The sequence below is a fragment of the Sphingobacterium sp. NGMCC 1.201703 genome, from assembly GCF_047784615.1.
Taxonomy (GTDB): Bacteria; Bacteroidota; Bacteroidia; order Sphingobacteriales; family Sphingobacteriaceae; genus Sphingobacterium.
Window position 1 is genome coordinate 166357 of record NZ_JBLOHD010000004.1, and the last position, 17051, is coordinate 183407.

General features: G+C 46.2%; 8 protein-coding genes. All 8 read right to left on the reverse strand.

Going from position 1 to position 17051, the window contains the following annotated elements; all coding sequences use genetic code 11:
• Positions 1–2 precede the first annotated feature (2 nt).
• Positions 3–2654: an alpha-L-fucosidase gene (locus ACK8HY_RS09165; protein ID WP_416133421.1), complete on the reverse strand. Its 2652-nt coding sequence runs from the start codon at positions 2652–2654 to the stop codon at positions 3–5.
• 80 nt (positions 2655–2734) lie between these two features.
• Positions 2735–4492 carry a RagB/SusD family nutrient uptake outer membrane protein gene (locus tag ACK8HY_RS09170; protein ID WP_077438426.1) on the reverse strand — a complete coding sequence of 586 codons (1758 nt, stop codon included), beginning with the start codon at positions 4490–4492 and terminating at the stop codon, positions 2735–2737.
• Positions 4493–4503: 11 nt separating this feature from the next.
• Positions 4504–8034, reverse strand: coding sequence for a SusC/RagA family TonB-linked outer membrane protein (locus ACK8HY_RS09175; RefSeq protein WP_416133422.1), 3531 nt, complete (start codon positions 8032–8034; stop codon positions 4504–4506).
• A 278-nt stretch (positions 8035–8312) separates the two neighbouring features.
• A complete protein-coding gene (locus tag ACK8HY_RS09180) occupies positions 8313–9533 on the reverse strand; it encodes a FecR family protein (RefSeq protein ID WP_416133423.1) in 1221 nt (406 codons plus the stop codon).
• A 66-nt stretch (positions 9534–9599) separates the two neighbouring features.
• On the reverse strand, positions 9600–10199 hold the full coding sequence (locus ACK8HY_RS09185; RefSeq protein WP_343563947.1) for an RNA polymerase sigma-70 factor: 600 nt from the start codon (positions 10197–10199) through the stop codon (positions 9600–9602).
• 129 nt (positions 10200–10328) lie between these two features.
• On the reverse strand, positions 10329–11837 hold the full coding sequence (locus ACK8HY_RS09190; protein WP_416133424.1) for a glycoside hydrolase family 32 protein: 1509 nt from the start codon (positions 11835–11837) through the stop codon (positions 10329–10331).
• Positions 11838–12084: 247 nt separating this feature from the next.
• Entirely contained in the window at positions 12085–13767 is a 1683-nt protein-coding gene (locus tag ACK8HY_RS09195) for a RagB/SusD family nutrient uptake outer membrane protein (protein WP_416133425.1), read from the reverse strand.
• Between the two features lie 101 nt (positions 13768–13868).
• The gene (locus ACK8HY_RS09200; protein ID WP_416133426.1) at positions 13869–16994 is read right to left on the reverse strand and encodes a SusC/RagA family TonB-linked outer membrane protein; all 3126 of its coding nucleotides are present in this window, start codon (positions 16992–16994) and stop codon (positions 13869–13871) included.
• Positions 16995–17051: the final 57 nt, after the last annotated feature.

Here is a 17051-nt window from a genome sequence, read left to right on the forward strand (position 1 = left end):
TTTTATATTGATTTTTCAATCCTAATTTTAAGTGCATATCCCAACGTGTTTTGTGACATGCCCTTTGGAAGTTGCAGATGCAGACCTTCCTGATCTTGTTGAAAAACTACATTGCCGCCGCCAAGAACTTCCACGGAGCGCACCCGAGCGGTATTTTGGTTGAGGCTGCGCAAGCTGACTTTACCATCAGCCGGAGCTACCATTGCCAGCGCATACAGGGCATCCTGTTTTTGGGTAAACCAAAAATCAGACGCTGTAAAATTGGCTTTAAAACCTTCCTTTTCCCGCTGTTCGGTGTCTGTAATCTGGATTGCTGTAGGTCCTTCGTGCTGTACTATCCAGGGCTTGCTGCCGTATATCGCTTCGCCGTTGGTCTTGAGCCAGTCCCCTAATATACTAAGATTTTGTTTAACCTGTTCGGCAAGTTGCCCCTGGGCATCGGGTCCAATATTGAGCATGTAATTGCCTCCTTTGCTGCAGATTTCCAAGAGCCAATACCGCAATTCGTCGATGGATTTCCAATCCTGATCGTAAGATTTATAGCCCCAGGAATGATTAAATGTACCGATCGCTTCCCAGGGCTTGTCAAAACGTTCATTGGCCGCCGGAATACGGTTGTCACCCGGGATATCATAATCGCCCATGCCATTGCCGATACGCTCGGATACAATAACTTCCGGATTAAGATCATACACGGTCTTGTAAAAACGGAAGCTCTGTTGTGGGGTCATCAATCCCGGCATATCAAACCAGATATATTTTAACTTTTTATAGCGTTGCAGCAGTTCCACTACCTGTGGAATTGCTTTTTCCTGGAGGTAAGCGGCAAAGGAATTTGGACTGGGATCCCAGCGGTTGGCCCCAAAGGCATCTGTCTTTCTATTCAGCTGGGCATTATGCGCTTTGGTCAGAGCATACTGCGCATCGCTGCCATCTTTCCAGTCAATGTTATGGGAATAATATAATCCAAAGTCGAGTCCCTGACGCAGACAAGCATCATACAGTTCCTGAATCACATCTCTTTTTAAGGGTGTCGCTTGCACGATGTTAAAAGCACTGACCTTAGAGTCATACATGGCAAAACCATCGTGGTGCTTGCTGGTAACGACCAGGTATTTCATACCGGCCTGTTTAGCCAGTCTCACAATTTCATCGGCATCAAAGGCGGCCGGATTAAATTGCCTGGCCAAATTTTCGTAGCTAGACCGAGGAATTTTAGCCACGAGCTGGATCCACTCCGCTACTCCCGGACTCCCCATGGCTTCAATTTTCTGTCCATTCCAGATTCCACCAGGGATGGCATAAAGTCCCCAATGGATAAACATGCCAAATTTCTGCTTTTGAAAATCAGCGCAGGCGGCAGCTTTCTTCGCATGCATTGCTTTCCATTCCCGCATGATTTTCTGCTCTGATTCGTTGACCAATTTATTCCAGCGCAACAAGGCTTCCAGATAATAATAATCCGCATAAATTATGGGCACATCGATTTCACCTTTATGCGGAATACTTCCCACATTATGCTTTAAAAGAAGATAACCATTTTCACCTACTTTGCTGGAGTAATGCTCGGATGCCAGCGACTCAAGAATGGTCTGAGCAAGCTGTGAATAAGCCTGCTGCTGTTGGGGCTGTACATATCCCACGAGCTCAAGCAATGCTGAGGCTGTTACTGCGGCTGCCGAAGCATCACGTGGTACCGATGCAAAATCGGTCTTGCGATAGTCCCAGTTTGGCACAAATCCGGGTTGGTCAACGTCAAAATCCCATAGTGGAACCTTATCGTTAGGAAGCCGCGGGTGTTTGCTGTAAAAATCTGCCATTTTTATAGCGGCCTGCAGATATTTCGGGTCCCTGGTTTCACGGTACATCACCGTAAAACCATAGAGTCCCCAGGCCTGGCCCCTAGCCCAGGCCGAGTTGTCGGAAAAGCCCTGCGCCGTTTCCCTGCTCAGAACCTGGCCCGTCTCAGGATCATAGTTGACCACATGATAGGAACTAAAATCCGGGCGGTACTGATTTTTCAAAGTGGTCTCGGCATGCCGGACAGCGACCTCCCGATAGACAGGATTACCAGAAAGCTTTGAGGCCAGGAAAAGCAGTTCCAGATTCATCATATTATCAATAATGACCGGAAAGCTGTAGTTATGCACGCCATCCCAAGAGGCAAAACTATTCCAGGATTTGATCGCACCGACCTTTGGATTGAACCGTGTGAGCAAGGACTTTGCGCTCTGAATCAGAATGGCTTTAAAAGTGGTATCTCCGGTCAGGCGATAGGCATTACCATAACTACAGTTCATAACAAAACCGATATCATGGTGATTGGTATTGAACTGGTTCTCACGCAGGGAATTGGTCCATTTAAGTGCTGCATCACGCCATTTATCGTTAGCAGTATATTCAAAAACATACCAAAGGCATCCCGGCCAGAAACCTCCGGTCCAATCGCTGATGCTTGTAAACGATGTTTTTCCATTCGGATCAGCCGAACGTGGGTACAAGCTCAGATCTTTATGTTCATTAAAAAGCAAATCATACTGTTTTTCCGCAAGCTGAAAGCCTTTTTTCACCAGTGCACTGCTATCAGTGCCTGTCGCCGCAGAGCAGAAAAAAGGTACTATAAGAAGCAGCAACAGATAAGGTATTCGTATCATATATGTTAGGTTTGTCTGATCAGAAGCCAAAGATCATCCACACGATATGGGATAGCTTTGACTTCTGATAATCTGTAAAACTAATCTACCCAACCCGGATTTTGGGTAAGGTTGACATTCATTTGTCTTTCTGATGTCGGGATCGGCCATACATCGAGGAAGTCACCTTTATAACTGTAATTGCTCACATTTGTTCCCCACACCTGTTTTCGGCCATTGCCCGGTTGAAATACTTTTTCTTTCCAGGTGCCCCAGCGCAGTTCGTCAAAATAATTGATGCCTTCATTGGGAAATTCCACCCGGCGTTCATTTTGGATGCGACGGCGTAAATCCTCTTTGCCGGCCACCGCAGTTGCGGCATTGGAATTGAGCAGTGCCACGCCTGCGCGCTGGCGGACTTCATTGACCTTGGCAAGGGCTGCATTGAGCTGACCATCTTCATTCAGGGCCTCAGCCCACATCAGCAATATATCGGCATACCGGAATATCGGGAAATCGATGGGACCATAATTACGGTCTATCAATTCATTGGTTCCTTCGGCCACAAACTTACGGTAGAAGTAAAAGAAATTGATCTGCGTATCGCTTTGGATATCCCCATCCACCTGAGCCTGTCCACGGAAGGGCCAGCGCATCACCTGAGTGCTCTCCACATTTGTAAAGTTGTATGCACCCCGAAAAGTAGCATAAGGTGTCACAATATTGGCCTGCAGGCGTGGGTCTCTATTTTCGTACGCTTTCTTAATTCGTTCTTCATTGCCCTGCGGCAGGTATAAGCTCATCTTAGCGCCCCGCTGAGCCGCTGCAGCCTGTTCTGCTGCTGTCAGATTATTGCGCAGAAAAAATACCTCACGCTCATTCTCTTTTAAACTTGAATAACCCGGAATGACTTTATCCCATTCAAACTTCGAACCGTCCTTGTTTTCGTATAGATCAACGAGATGTGGGGAGGGCATATAATAGTTCCAGCCACGCGAGTAGACCGACGGCCAACCGCAGAACAGCTGCATATTATTACCATAACCGGATTCACCCCTATGCTGAATGGAAAAGATCATTTCTGGACATTGTTCATTTGCCTCTTTAAACAGGGCTTTATAATCTCCGAAAAGGCTGTGTCCGGCATCTTTTACTTTCTGAAAGTCTGCAGTAGCCTTTGCCCATTCCTTACGGTAAAGAAATACTTTACCACGCAGGGCATAGGCCGCGGCTTTCGTTGCGTGCCCATAATTCGCATTGCCCGCAGGATAGCGATCTGGAAAATTGGGTTCGGCGATACAGTCATTGAGATCTTTCAGGATCTGATCCCAGACTTCAGCCTCCGAATTACGTGCCTTGATGGCTTCGCTTGCTGTAAATGGTTCAAGGTAAATTGGTACGCCTTTGTACAATTGATTGAGCCTGAAGTAAAAGTAGGCGCGCAAAAATTTCGCCTCAGCTAAGTATCTGGCTTTCTTTTCTGCTGTTGAAGGTGACTTGAGCGGTATATTTTTCAAGGCATCGTTGGCCCGCTGGATTCCTTCATACTGGATCTGCCACACTTTTAAAAATAAAGGATCACCAGCAGTGATGGTTCCCGTTAGTAGCGGTTCGTCAAAACGTCCCTGTCCGGTAAACGAAAAACGGTCAAACTGGTACAGCTCATAGGGTGAAATCAAACCGCTATGCCCCATGAGTAGTCTGAAGGAACCATATATCCCAGCTACCCCCAGGTCAGTCAGATTATCCGTTGTCCACATCGTTGCCGTGGATACGGATGAATAGGGTGAAGTATCCAACAGATCCCGCTTACATCCAAGTAATCCCGAGATCAATAAAATCGCTATAATTTTTTTCATGTTCGTTCAAATTAAAAAGTAAGGTTAAGTCCCAACGAATACTGGCGCATAGTCGGATAATTGACAGTGGAAGCGTTGATTAATGAAGGATCATTGCTAGCAGGTCCGATTTCGGGATCCAGTCCGGGGAATTTTGTCCAGGTCAGCAAGTTTTCACCCGCCAAAAAGATGCGCAGCTTAGCGATTGAAAACCGGCTGGCCAAACGCTCGGGAAGGCTATATCCTATCTGCAAATTGCGCAACTTGACAAAAGAAGCGTTGTACAGATAGAAATTGCTGGTGCGTCCGTTCTGCGCATCGGTCACTCCCTTCAAGCGTGGATAATAGCCGTCGATCCGATTGTTGGGATCAGCGGGATTGGCGGCATTGTAATAATAGTGATCATTGGCCACCAAAGCTGGAACGGACTTGCCCTGTGCCACGATAGAAGAATTGAGGTACAGTTCGTTCCAATAATAAGAAACACCTGAAGAAGCTGACCAAATCATCGCCGCATCGAAGTTTTTATAGGTCAGGTTGACACTTAAGCCATAATTGAATGCCGGCGTTGCGCGTTTGCCCATAAATTTTTGGTCATAGACATTACCGTAAATGCCATCCCCGTTCAGATCCGAATAGATCAGGTCACCATACCAGATTTTCGTTGGATCTATACCATCTGCTGGCTGAAAGGAGTAGCCGGCGGCTGCCATGGCCTTTAGCCATTCCATATCCTGCTCGGTGCGGATCATCCCATCGCGGGGTCCACCATTTTTATCTACCGAACCATCTGCCAAAAAGTGGCTGCCCGAACCACGATAGGTATTATATAAATAATACTCATTGATTTCATGCCCTTCGATCACACGTTGATTGGCGCCGGCGGACACCAGACCGATATTGGACTGGTACACCCGATTGCCGGCAGCGTCAGTCACATAGCCCTCCGAAAGCAGGCCCTTGTATTTCTCCACCCGGTTGGTATTGTAGGCAAAATTTCCCGATAGGCTATATTTGAAATCATTGACACGTCCCTGATAGCCGAGACTGAGCTCCAGCCCCCGCTTGCTCACTTCAGCGATATTCATCGTTGCCGGCTGGGCTGTCCCCACCGTCGCCGGAATATTCGGAACATATAAGATACCATCGGTGTAAGCACGGTAGACATCAAATTCCAGGCTCAACTTACCCTGTAATGCAGTACCGGTAAAACCTAGATTGGTTGTGGTGGTAGTTTCCCAATGCAGGCGATCATTACCTAATTTGGTTTGGGCCAGACCACGGATAGCCTGATTGTTGAACGAATAATTAACCGAACCATAAGAAGGTAGGTGATCATAGTTGCCCGAGGCATTGTTTCCGGTCTTCCCCCAGGAAGCCCTGATTCGCAAGTCATCCACAACGGGCTTTATAGCTTCCATAAAGGATTCTTCCGAAATGCGCCAGCCTGCTGAAAATGCCGGAAAGAAACCCCAGCGTTTGGCGGCACCGAAACGGGACGAACCATCGTAACGCAATACCGCTTCGGCGAGATATTTATTTGCATAGGCATAATTGGCCCGGCCAAAGAACGAACGCAGTCCATAGTCAAATTCGTCGCCGTTAATCGAACTCATGGTCGTCGCAGAATTAAAGGTTGTCAGATCGGGATGTACGAGCCCCAGTTTGGCTGCCCCTGTATTGTATTGATTGAAGTATTGCTCGTTATAGCCTACAATACCGCCAACATCATGTTTTCCAAAAGAGCCGTTGTAGCGTAGCACATTGTCTACGATGACATTGTAACTCTTGGTCATATTATATTGTGTAGTCAGCTGTCCTGGGGACAAGGCTGCCGTACTTAATTTGTTCGTCGCAAAATTCCATTTTTCATAAGGCACCAGATACCAATTGTTTTCAGAATAAGCCTGATTGTAATTGATCTTGGACTCAAACTCCAGTCCCTTCATCAGGTTTAATTTCGCAAAAACCGTTGTATTGAAGCGGTTCACCTGGTTTTTACCATCCATGCTGTTTAAAAAAGCCAGCGCATTGTTGGCCGTAGCCGATTCTTCGGCTGCAGCCGGGAATCCGTAAACCCCATTGTAATAAGGGTACACGCCGGGGACAGTCTGGGTGAGGTAGGCATAGGCGGTACCGACATCCGCTACACTTAAATTTTGCATGTCCCCAAAGGTCTGTGTTCCCACCGTCAAAAATTTCGCTACTTTGGATTGCAGATTAATGCGCATACGGATTTTATCGGCTCCTGTTTTTGGCATGGTACCCGGATTATTGAAGTAACCCACGGAGAAAAGGTACTGCGTATTTTCAGTTCCACCATTGAGTGAGAGGTTATGGTTTTGCAGGAGCTTACGCTGCCCGAACAGCACATCGCCCCAATCCGTATTCGGATAGGCGACTTTATTGGGTATCCCGAATTCCGTCAATCCTTCTGGATCTTTCTTTGCGTCTTCCCACAGCTTGATTGTCGCATCGGTATATACTGCCGCTTGCCCCAGGTTGGTAAAACCCTCATTGACCAGCTGCATATGTCGCGGGTAATCGGTAATAAACTCGGGCACATTATTGGGGCGCAACATGGAAACCATTCCACTATACGAAAGATTATTTTTTCCCTTGGCACCTTTCTTTGTTGTGATGACAATAACACCGTTTGACCCAAGTGAACCATAGATGGCTGCCGTTGCCGCATCTTTTAACACCGAAACAGACTCCACGTCATTGGGGTTTACGGCATCGATGGATCCAACGATACCATCGATCACGACCAATGGAGCGGTATTATTTAGCGTTCCTTTACCACGGATAAGGATCGTGGCGCCGTCTGCCCCTGGTTTGCCGGTAGTAGTCTGTACATTTACCCCCGCAGCCAGGCCTGCCAAGGAGGAGGACAATGTCGAAGTTGACCTATTTTCCAAAGAACTTCCGTTCACGGTGGACACTGCACCGATCACATTGGCGCGTTTTTGACTCCCATAGCCGACGACGACCACCTCCTCTAGACCACTAACTTCTTCCTGTAGGACAACCTGCAGCTGGTCGCCATCACTGACTGTCTTTTCGAGTCTTTGATAGCCTACATTTGAAAAAATCAGGGTATTGCTCCCTGCCGGAAGCAGGATGGTAAAACTACCGTCCTGGACGGAGTTTGTAGAGACGGTGGTTCCCTTTACCGTTACGGTGGTTCCCATGAGCGCCTCGCCCTTGCTATTAACCACACGCCCGCCTATGCTGCGCTGCTGCGGCATTTCGTCGACCGCATGATCCTTTCGTCGCGATTTTAAGATAATGACCTCATCCTTTTTAATCCAATCCAGCTGGAGCGGCGCGGCAATAGCATTCATGGCATCCTCCAATCTGGCATTGCGTATATTGACCGATAGCCTTGACTGCGCCAGCGCTTTACCATTTAAAAAAAAGTTGAGTCCGCTTTGCTGCTGAATGCTGCGCATGACCTGGTTTAAAGTCACATGTTTTGCGGTAAGATTGATAGTTTGTGCATTTCCTTCAGCAAACACCTGCATTATAGTCAGCAAGGAAATGAGTATGATCAATTTCATAATCAGTATACTGCGTATCGTTAAACTCCACGGATGTAGCCTAACAAATGGATAAAAAATCATATGTTTGTATGGTTTTGTATTTATTTATAAATGGTTATCAACATTTTTGCCCTCGGGCATTTAAGTAGGTACATGCGGCCATTCGAGACAGTGCCCCCCAGCACTGTCTTTTTTATACGGCATGTATCCCTTGTTCCTGTTTAAGTAGGTTTCATTAGCCGGTTTGTTTTCATGGTTATTTTGGTTTTAGTTTATTTCCTTTTTCAATAGGTGGATCAAGGCTGCGCAGCTACCAATAGGACGTGTTTGTCCCGGGCTTTAACAAGTTTAAAACGCAGCCCGCCTTCGGCGAGTACCTCCAGCACTTCCCCTAGCGGTTTGTCACGCTTTATGCGACCATAAAAATGAGTTTGTGGTATAGAAGAACTGTATTTCACCTCAACATCGTACCAAAGTCCGATTTGTTGCAATGCTTCGGCCAGCGGTGTTTCATCAAAATAAAATAGTCCCTCTTTCCAGGCAGTAAAAGCAGCGGGATCTACCTGTGCGACCCGAATGGTACCGGTGGCGTTGGTGCTGGACTGCTGCCCTGGCTGTAGGTAGACCGCAGCGATGGCCGGATTCTCATTGGATAATTTAATCCGTCCGCTGACTAGGGTCGTTTTGACCAGTTTATTATCTGGATAAGCATTGACGTTGAAAGCAGTCCCAAGCACCTGCACTTCCTGTCCCTGACTCAACACCTTAAAGGGTCGTGCGATATCTTTCCTTACCTCAAAGAAAGCTTCGCCTTTCAACGTCACTTTGCGTTCATGCTGTGCAAATCGCGCTGGATAGTGCAACGAGGATGCTGCGTTGAGCCAGACCTTCGTTCCATCGGGCAATGTAATCTGGTACATTCCCCCGACTGGCGTGCTCAGTTCCAACATCACCTTGCTCAGGTCATTTGTTTCTTGATTTCGCTCCATCTTTCCGCTCTGCAACGGTTGACCATTGGCATAAGTAATTTCATCGCCCATAATGATACCGGATTGCTGATCGTTGAGTTGAACGAGAGAACCATCCGCCAAACGTAATGTTGCCCGATTACCGCCCGGCGGCAGTTCTTCAGGTAATATCTGTTGCCGTACAGTATGCTTGGTGAGCTGCTGCACCGTATCTGGGTGTTGGTTCCGGATCAATAGGGTGAAGAGCGAAAGGAAAAGAATCCCTGCAGCTGCCCAATAGGGCCATCGCATGAGGCGCAGCGATCTTTTTTTCACCTGCTGCTCAGCAATCTGCCTTTTAATATTCTCAAGCGTTTTTTCCAAGTGGGATTCACTTGCATTCAGCCCGTCGACAGGCTGTAGCAGGCTCTCGATGATAGCCTGGTCCACATCGGCTTCGGGATCGGCTTCGGCTAACGCCGTCCGCAGCCAGGTCATTTCCTCGACAGTACAATTTCCCGCTTTATACTTTTGAAGTAATTGGTCTATTTTAGATTTACGATTATCCACCGTGCTGTAATTTTAGGTAAATACACACGAGATAAAATTAAGGTCTGCTCGATCGGCAATTTTTTTTTATTTTCCTGAAAAAAGCAGTAAGGCAAACATGAATGCAGAAAAACCATTGTCCTGTAAGGCAGCATTGCGGATAAATTTGTTGGCTTTGACGATATGGTCACGGACTGTGGAAACCGAAATCCCCATTTCCTGGGCGATCTCCTGATAGCTCTTTCCCTCTAGTTTAGAAAGTCGAAATATTTTTTGCCGCTGCTGCGGTAATTTGTGCAGGAGTTGTTCGACCCATTGCTGCGCTTCCTTTGAATCCAACATCCGGTCGATGGAATTTTCCCCTTCCACTGCCCCCTGCGCCAGCTGAATGGCTGACTCCAGCTCCAATTTTAGCCTTCTTCTAAAATTAAAGGTGATATTGCGCGAACAGGTGTATAAAAAAGCGGCAAATGACTGTTCGGGATCTATTTTTAACCTATTCTCCCATATCCGGACAAACACATCCTGAAGCAGATCTTCGGCAACAGTTTTATCCTTGATGAATTTAAGGATATTGGCGTAAATGGTATGGCTGTAACGATGGTACAAGACATCAAAGGCCTGCATATCCCCACAACGGAGTAGGCGCAAGAGTTCATTCTCAGGCATGCAGTGATAGGTGTCCATAATTGATTATTTCAACATGAAGTTAGCGACTTCAGCGCAATAATTCAAATCATTTTATGAAACGTTTCCTATACACTATTTTCTGAGAGCCTTTCTGATTACGCAGAAAGGCTCATTAAGTTACAACGCTTATTTATCCTTAAATGCCGCGATGTCTATATCCTTGAAGATTAAGTTATCCTCTCCTACAATACGTAGCCGGGTCATTGGCTCCTGCGGAAAAAACAAGCCAGTCATTGCCGTTAATCCACCATCAGCAAAGAGTTCTACAGAACTGACATCGATATATAGACTTAAGGATACGGTTTCGCTATTGGATAATCTTTTGGCCGTACTTCTTTTGGGGAAATCGGCATTGAAAGCAATTTCTCCGGATTTTGAGCGGTCAATATAATATGCTTTTTGATCTTTGGCATATCCCACAACAAGCTCATTTCCAATAGCATTTGACAAAATCACCTTAAAATTCTGTTGTTTTAACTTATTGATGTCCAACCGAAAAGCTTGGGGCAACTGTTCCTGTATACTGAGCTCTTTGGATTGATTTGCCCGATATTTTTTTACCGGCCGAAATGCTTTAGCCAACTCCGGTGCCGCTGAGCTGCTCACATAATATTTCTGATCTACTTTCTGCAAAGCTAGATCACGCGGAATTGTCGAAGATGAACGCCAGCGCGTCGTCGGCACCACATTGGCATATTGCCAGTTGCTCATCCAGCCGATCATCAGCTGCCGCCCGCCGAGATTACTCCAGGTTACTCCCGCATAGTTATCAGGTCCCCAATCTAACCATTTAATTGAAGTGTCTGCCGGCTGAAATTGATGCCCATCAAAATCACCTACAAAATACTGGGTCACCGAACCACCATTGGGACCTCCCGGATTGATGCTCACCAATAGTACCCATTTCGTCTCCTCTTTGTATTTCATCGGGATCAGGTCAGGACATTCCCAGACTCCACCATGTGCGCCCACTTCCTTTCCAAATTCGCTCTCCTTTTTCCACTCTTTTAAGTTTTGGGACGAATAAAAGGTAATGCAATCTTTGGTTGCCAGCGTCATAATCCAGCTTTTTGATTTTTCGAACCACATCACCTTGGGATCGCGAAAATCCCAAATCCCGGGATTTGGTAGCACCGGGTTACCTTTGTATTTGGTCCAGGTTGCGCCCTGATCAAGGCTATAGGCCAAACTCTGATTTTGGTGCAGGCCGGTTTTCCGGTCTTCCTCCTGATGATTGTGGTGTGTAAAAATAGCGACCATGGCCCCCTTTCCAAAACCAGCGGTATTATTTTTATCAATCACCGCACTTCCCGAAAAGATCGTCCCCAAACTATCGGGATACAAAGCAATTTTTTGCTCGTCCCAATGAATCAGATCTTTGCTGATAGCGTGCCCCCAGTGCATTGGCCCCCAAACTGATTTTTCAGGGTTATGCTGAAAAAAGAGGTGATAATTTCCATTGAGATATACCATGCCATTGGGATCATTCATCCAACCCTGTTTGGGTGTAAAATGGTAGCTCGGCCGGTATTTTTCCAGCTGGTCATTACTGCCCTGCTGTCCTACCTGCGCAAAAGCTGAGCTCAGCATGCCTGCAAAAAGCATGGCGGCTCCGTATTTCTTCATTCTATTCATAGCTTAATTAGTTTAATATCATTTATCCCATTTCACCTGAGTTCTTAAAATAACGATAATTCTTATGATTTTTCGATTTTCATCGCATTGACTTTAATTGTTCCCTGATCGGCATAAATGGTCTAGGAAAACCTTATTGGAAGGCACAATCAGCGGAGTAAAATTAAGTTCTGTTATAAACAGGTCTATGGGTCCCAATCCGATATATTTTAATGTTCCCATTGGTATAAATTGGTTATTGTGTTAGTTAATATCCCGGATTCTGTTTGTAGAGGTACTTACTCAGTCTTATCTGCGCTTCCGGGATAGGCAGATATTCATTCTTATCTGCTGTAAAATGAGCTGATGCGTAATAAGAACGACGTGATTTCTCAGTTTCATAATATGCATTCATATTCTTATCCGCTATCCCCCATCTGACCAGGTCAAAGAAGCGGCCGTTTTCCATCGCCAGCTCCAGGCGACGTTCCCATCGCAAAGCCTTACGGGCGTTTTCCTCGTTCCATAGGATGTTCTCCCCATTTTTATAGGTTTCTATCAGCATTTTATCCGTAGCATAACCGGTCATTGAAGCGCTATTTTTTGCACGCATACGTACCTGGTTGATCAGTGGTAAAGCTTCGGCCGACCGGTGCAGTTCAATCAGCGCCTCCGCGCGCATCAATATGAGGTCAGCAACACGCAAGACAATACGGTTTTTTGTATTCGCAAAGAATGGAGCCATTGGGACAAAGCAATCGCAATCCGGATCAACATTCTCCTTCAACGAAGCATACACCGAATAATCCGCAGGATTACGGTTCCAGCTCTCCTCATAGATACGTTTGCTGTTATATTTGTAAGGAAGCCCTGGAATTGCCACCGTATGGAATAACCTTGGATCATATTTTTCTGATGCATTGAAGGCATTCAAGCTATTGTAATTATCGAGTGGCACACCCTTTCCTGTTGTGCGGAATGCATTCACGAGGTTCTGGCTGGGTTTGTTGAAATCACAACAGCCCAAGCCCATTGGTACAGAAAGCAGATCCGAGAAATTCACACGTCCGAATTTTGTCCCGTCATCTTTTGAAAACTGGATGGAAAAGAGGGCTTCCGTACCATTCTCATATTTTCCGGGCAGAAAGTTGAATGCAAAATCTGCTTCAAGGGCATGGTTCGAGGCAAGTACGATCTCTGTATTTTGTAAGACTTTTTCGAGATCGCCCGAATTGATCCCGGTTACGGTATGCCGTTCTTCGTTGTCTTGGCGATAGGCTTTGTACAGGTATGTTTTCGCCAGATAGGCTGCTGCGGCAATCCGGTTGGCACGGCCGACTTCAGCTTGTACAGCAGGCAAATGGTCTACTGCATATTGAAAATCGTCAACAATCTTTTGCCAGAGCATGTCATTATTAAATGCCCTGTTCGATACGGTTTCATAACTATCTACTGGTACAGTTTCATCGATATAAGGGACATACTTAAAAAGCGTTTTGAGCATGAAATAAAAATGGCCTCTCAGGAATTTTGCCTCGGCCAATTTGCCTTCTTTACCCTCGAAATTGTCCATTTCCTGAATTGTTTTTATTGTCGTATTGGCACGCGAAATCGCTACGTACAACTGAAACCACAACTTATCTATTTCTGCGAAATTGGTCATCATATTGCTGGACACTTCCAAAAAATGAAATGTCTGGATATCCTGTGGTCCCGAACCGCCTTTATAGGCATCATCGGACCGTACCGTACCATAGGGCCATAAGCTAAAAGGCACATCATAATGGTCATTGCCTAAAGCTGCATAGGTGGCTGTGAGTAATCGTTCCGGTTCCTTGATCTGATCGGAGCTCAGAACGCCATTCGGTGTCTGGTCCAAGAACTTGGTACATCCGGACAGCATACCGGCAAGTACCATCATTATCGCTATTTTATTGGTTATTTTTTTCATTGGAATTCTATTTTTTAATAGTCTATATTTCCATGGATTTATTGTTTTGGTTCCGCTTCTTATCTTTTAAGGTTTTCGATCCCTTCTATTCGATCCCACTATTAAAAGCCGATATTTACACCTGCAGTCCATGTCGTCGGAATCGGGTATCCCCAGCCTACATTCTCGGGATCCACACCTGTGAAATTCTTCGATTTTACCGTAAACAGGTTCTGTCCGGTCACATACACGCGTAAGCGGCTCATCCGCAAACGGGAAGCTGTAGCCGTTGGCAAAGTATAGCCAAGAGACAGGTTGCGAAGTTTCATATAGGATCCATTTTCTATAAAGTAATTGGATAGACGTCCTTCATCATTATTGTTTGTTGTCTGCAAAGCTGGGATGGTCGAAGTGGGATTCTGTGGTGTCCAGGCATTGAGCAGACGTACACCTTTATTGGAATTTACATCATCGACACTCCAGAAATCAGTCTGTTTTTTCAGCCAGTTTTCAACATCTATCCCCTGTACCCCCTGAAAATAGGCCGACAGATCAAATCCTCTGTATTTCAAGGCAATATTCAAACTATAAGAAAAATCAGGATGCGGGTTGCCGATCCAAGTGCGGTCCATGTCCGTGATCTGCTGATCTGCGGCATACACGTTGACATAACGCAAACGGCCAATACCTTTACCGGCCTGATTGACGTGATCGTCAACTTCCTTTTGATTCTGAAAGATGCCATCTGTTACATAACCATAAAATGAACCCAATGGTCGGCCGATAATATTATCACCCTGACGGCCTCCGTAAGAGTTTTCCACGGCTTCAGGCAGGTGGGTTACCTTATTTTTATACGACGAAAGGACAGCAGTTATATCATAATCCAGCCCAAAAGAAGTCTTATTGCGGTAACCCGCGGTAACATCCAGGCCCTTATTTTCCATGGAAGCACCATTGGCCCAGCGGTAACCACCCTCACCTAACACGCCGATATAAGCCGGATTGATCAGCATATCTTTTGTCGCTTTAATATACCAGTCTACGGATCCGTAAAGGCTTTGGCCAAATAGCGTAAAGTCCAGACCGATATTGGTCTGTGTCGTTGTTTCCCACTTTAGGTCGTTATTTTCAGTTTGGATTTTTCGGTATCCTGAAGGAAGCGTCCCTGTTCCTGCGCCCGAAAGATCATAAGCGGTACCATCCACAATATTCCATGTAGGATCGCCGACGCCATATTCAGGAACGTAAAGTGCATAGGTTGCCAGATTGCCGATCCCCTGGTTACCGGTCTGCCCCCAGCCTGCACGCAGTTTAAGATCAGTGATAAAGTCTTTAGTACCGGCCATAAAACCTTCGGATGAAATCCGCCATCCAGCCGTTACCGCCGGAAAAGTGGCAAAGCGATTGTTTTTCCCAAAACGGGAAGAACCATCATGTCTCACGGTGAAGGAGGCCAGGTAGCGTTCATCGTAGGCGTAGTTAGCCTTTCCAAAATAGGAAAGGAGTGAAAATCCGGTAGAGCCACCGCCCACAGCAGCCGTCCCCGTACTTACCCCGGGCCACATATATTCCGGTGTTTCAATGGAAAATGCACCATCCCCGGCTGTATATGCGTTAAAATTGATGTCGTTCTGACGATTCATTTCTATACCAGCCAGTAGATCTATGGTATGTTTTTCAATCTCTTTTCTATACGTCGCAGTATTCGACCAGGTCCACTTTAATCCTTGGGTCTGTTCCATATTCACAGCGCTTCTACTGCTGCTCATAAAACCCGAACGATAGGAAACTTCGAGGTTGCGTTTGTAGAAATTGCTGTAATCTATACCGTAACTCGTGCGCAGGTGCAGGTCTTTGATCAGCTGCAAATCAGCGTAAGCATTTCCAAATAAGCGCCAGTAATTGTTTTTATTATTTCTGTTATCATGCAACAGGCGCATTGGATTATGACGGTCATTCATTCCTAGGGCAGGTCCGCCCCAGCCTATTCCGTCTACGGTATGTACCGGTATGATCGGTAATGCCTTCAACGATAGATCGAGCACATCTCCGGGCACCTGTACCTCGCCCGTGTTGTTCACCGTAAAATTCTCACCGACGATGAGTTTCCCGTCAAACAGTTTATAATCGGCATTCATCCGGGCCGATATACGTCGGAAATCGGTATACCGCAGTGTTCCACTATTGTCCAGATAACCCAAAGAAAAATAAGAACTTGACTTTTCTGTCGCCGAACTTAAGGTTGCATTGTACGATTGAAGCAAGCCCGGTTTAGATACTTCATCAAACCAATCGGTATCCGCTGCATACATGGTATGTTCGCGATCAATATATTTCGATACAGACACATTGTTAAGCTGTGGCAGACCATTGGCATCATTGTTCCATTCAAATTGATAGCCGATATTATTGCTGTTCGGATTACCGCCACTATTGATTGTCGCCCGCCAAAGTGCCTGACCATATTGCTGTGCATTGAGCACTTTCATGCGATTATTAAAATGCGTGCTGGTCACATAGGCGTCGACCGTAAGCTTCGGAGCACCAAGTTTTCCTCTTTTTGTTGTGATCACAATAACGCCATTTGCCGCACGCGAACCGTATATACTTGCCGAAGAGGCGTCTTTTAGCACCTGAATGCTTTCGATATCATTGGAATTGAGCTCATGCATGCCCCCTTGGGTGGGGATACCATCGATGACATAGAGCGGATCCTGGCTGCTGTTGATCGAACTGATACCGCGCATGCGTACTGTGGCCGCACCGCTTGGGCTACCATCGGAAGTCACCGTCATGCCCGCTACGCGGCCCTGAAGGGCTTTCATTGGGTTATTTTCCGGAGCTTTCATCATTTCGCTTACATTCACGACACTGACGGCACCGGTCAGATCCTTCTTACGCTCGCGCTGATAACCCGTGACAACCACCTCATCAAGTCCTTTTTCGGTACTGACCAGCCGGATATCCAAAAACTTTCTGTTCCCCAAAAGTACCGTTTGGGATTCGTAGCCAACATTAGAGATTTCTAAGGTACCGTTACTGCCGGATAACTGCAGCACAAATTCCCCTTTTTCATTTGTCTTTGTTGCCTGGCTGGTTCCCTTGACCATCAACGATGCCCCCACAACTGGGGTTGCTGTCGCACTGTCCGTGATCCGCCCCCGAATTTCTGTCTGCTGCGCAAAAGCAACAACCGAAAAGAGAGCCAAAGACGGAAGCAACATAGCTTGCTGTCTTGTAAACATAATTGGTTATTATAAGTAGATTATTAATTGATTATTTTTCCTCTTTTTGCCTATACC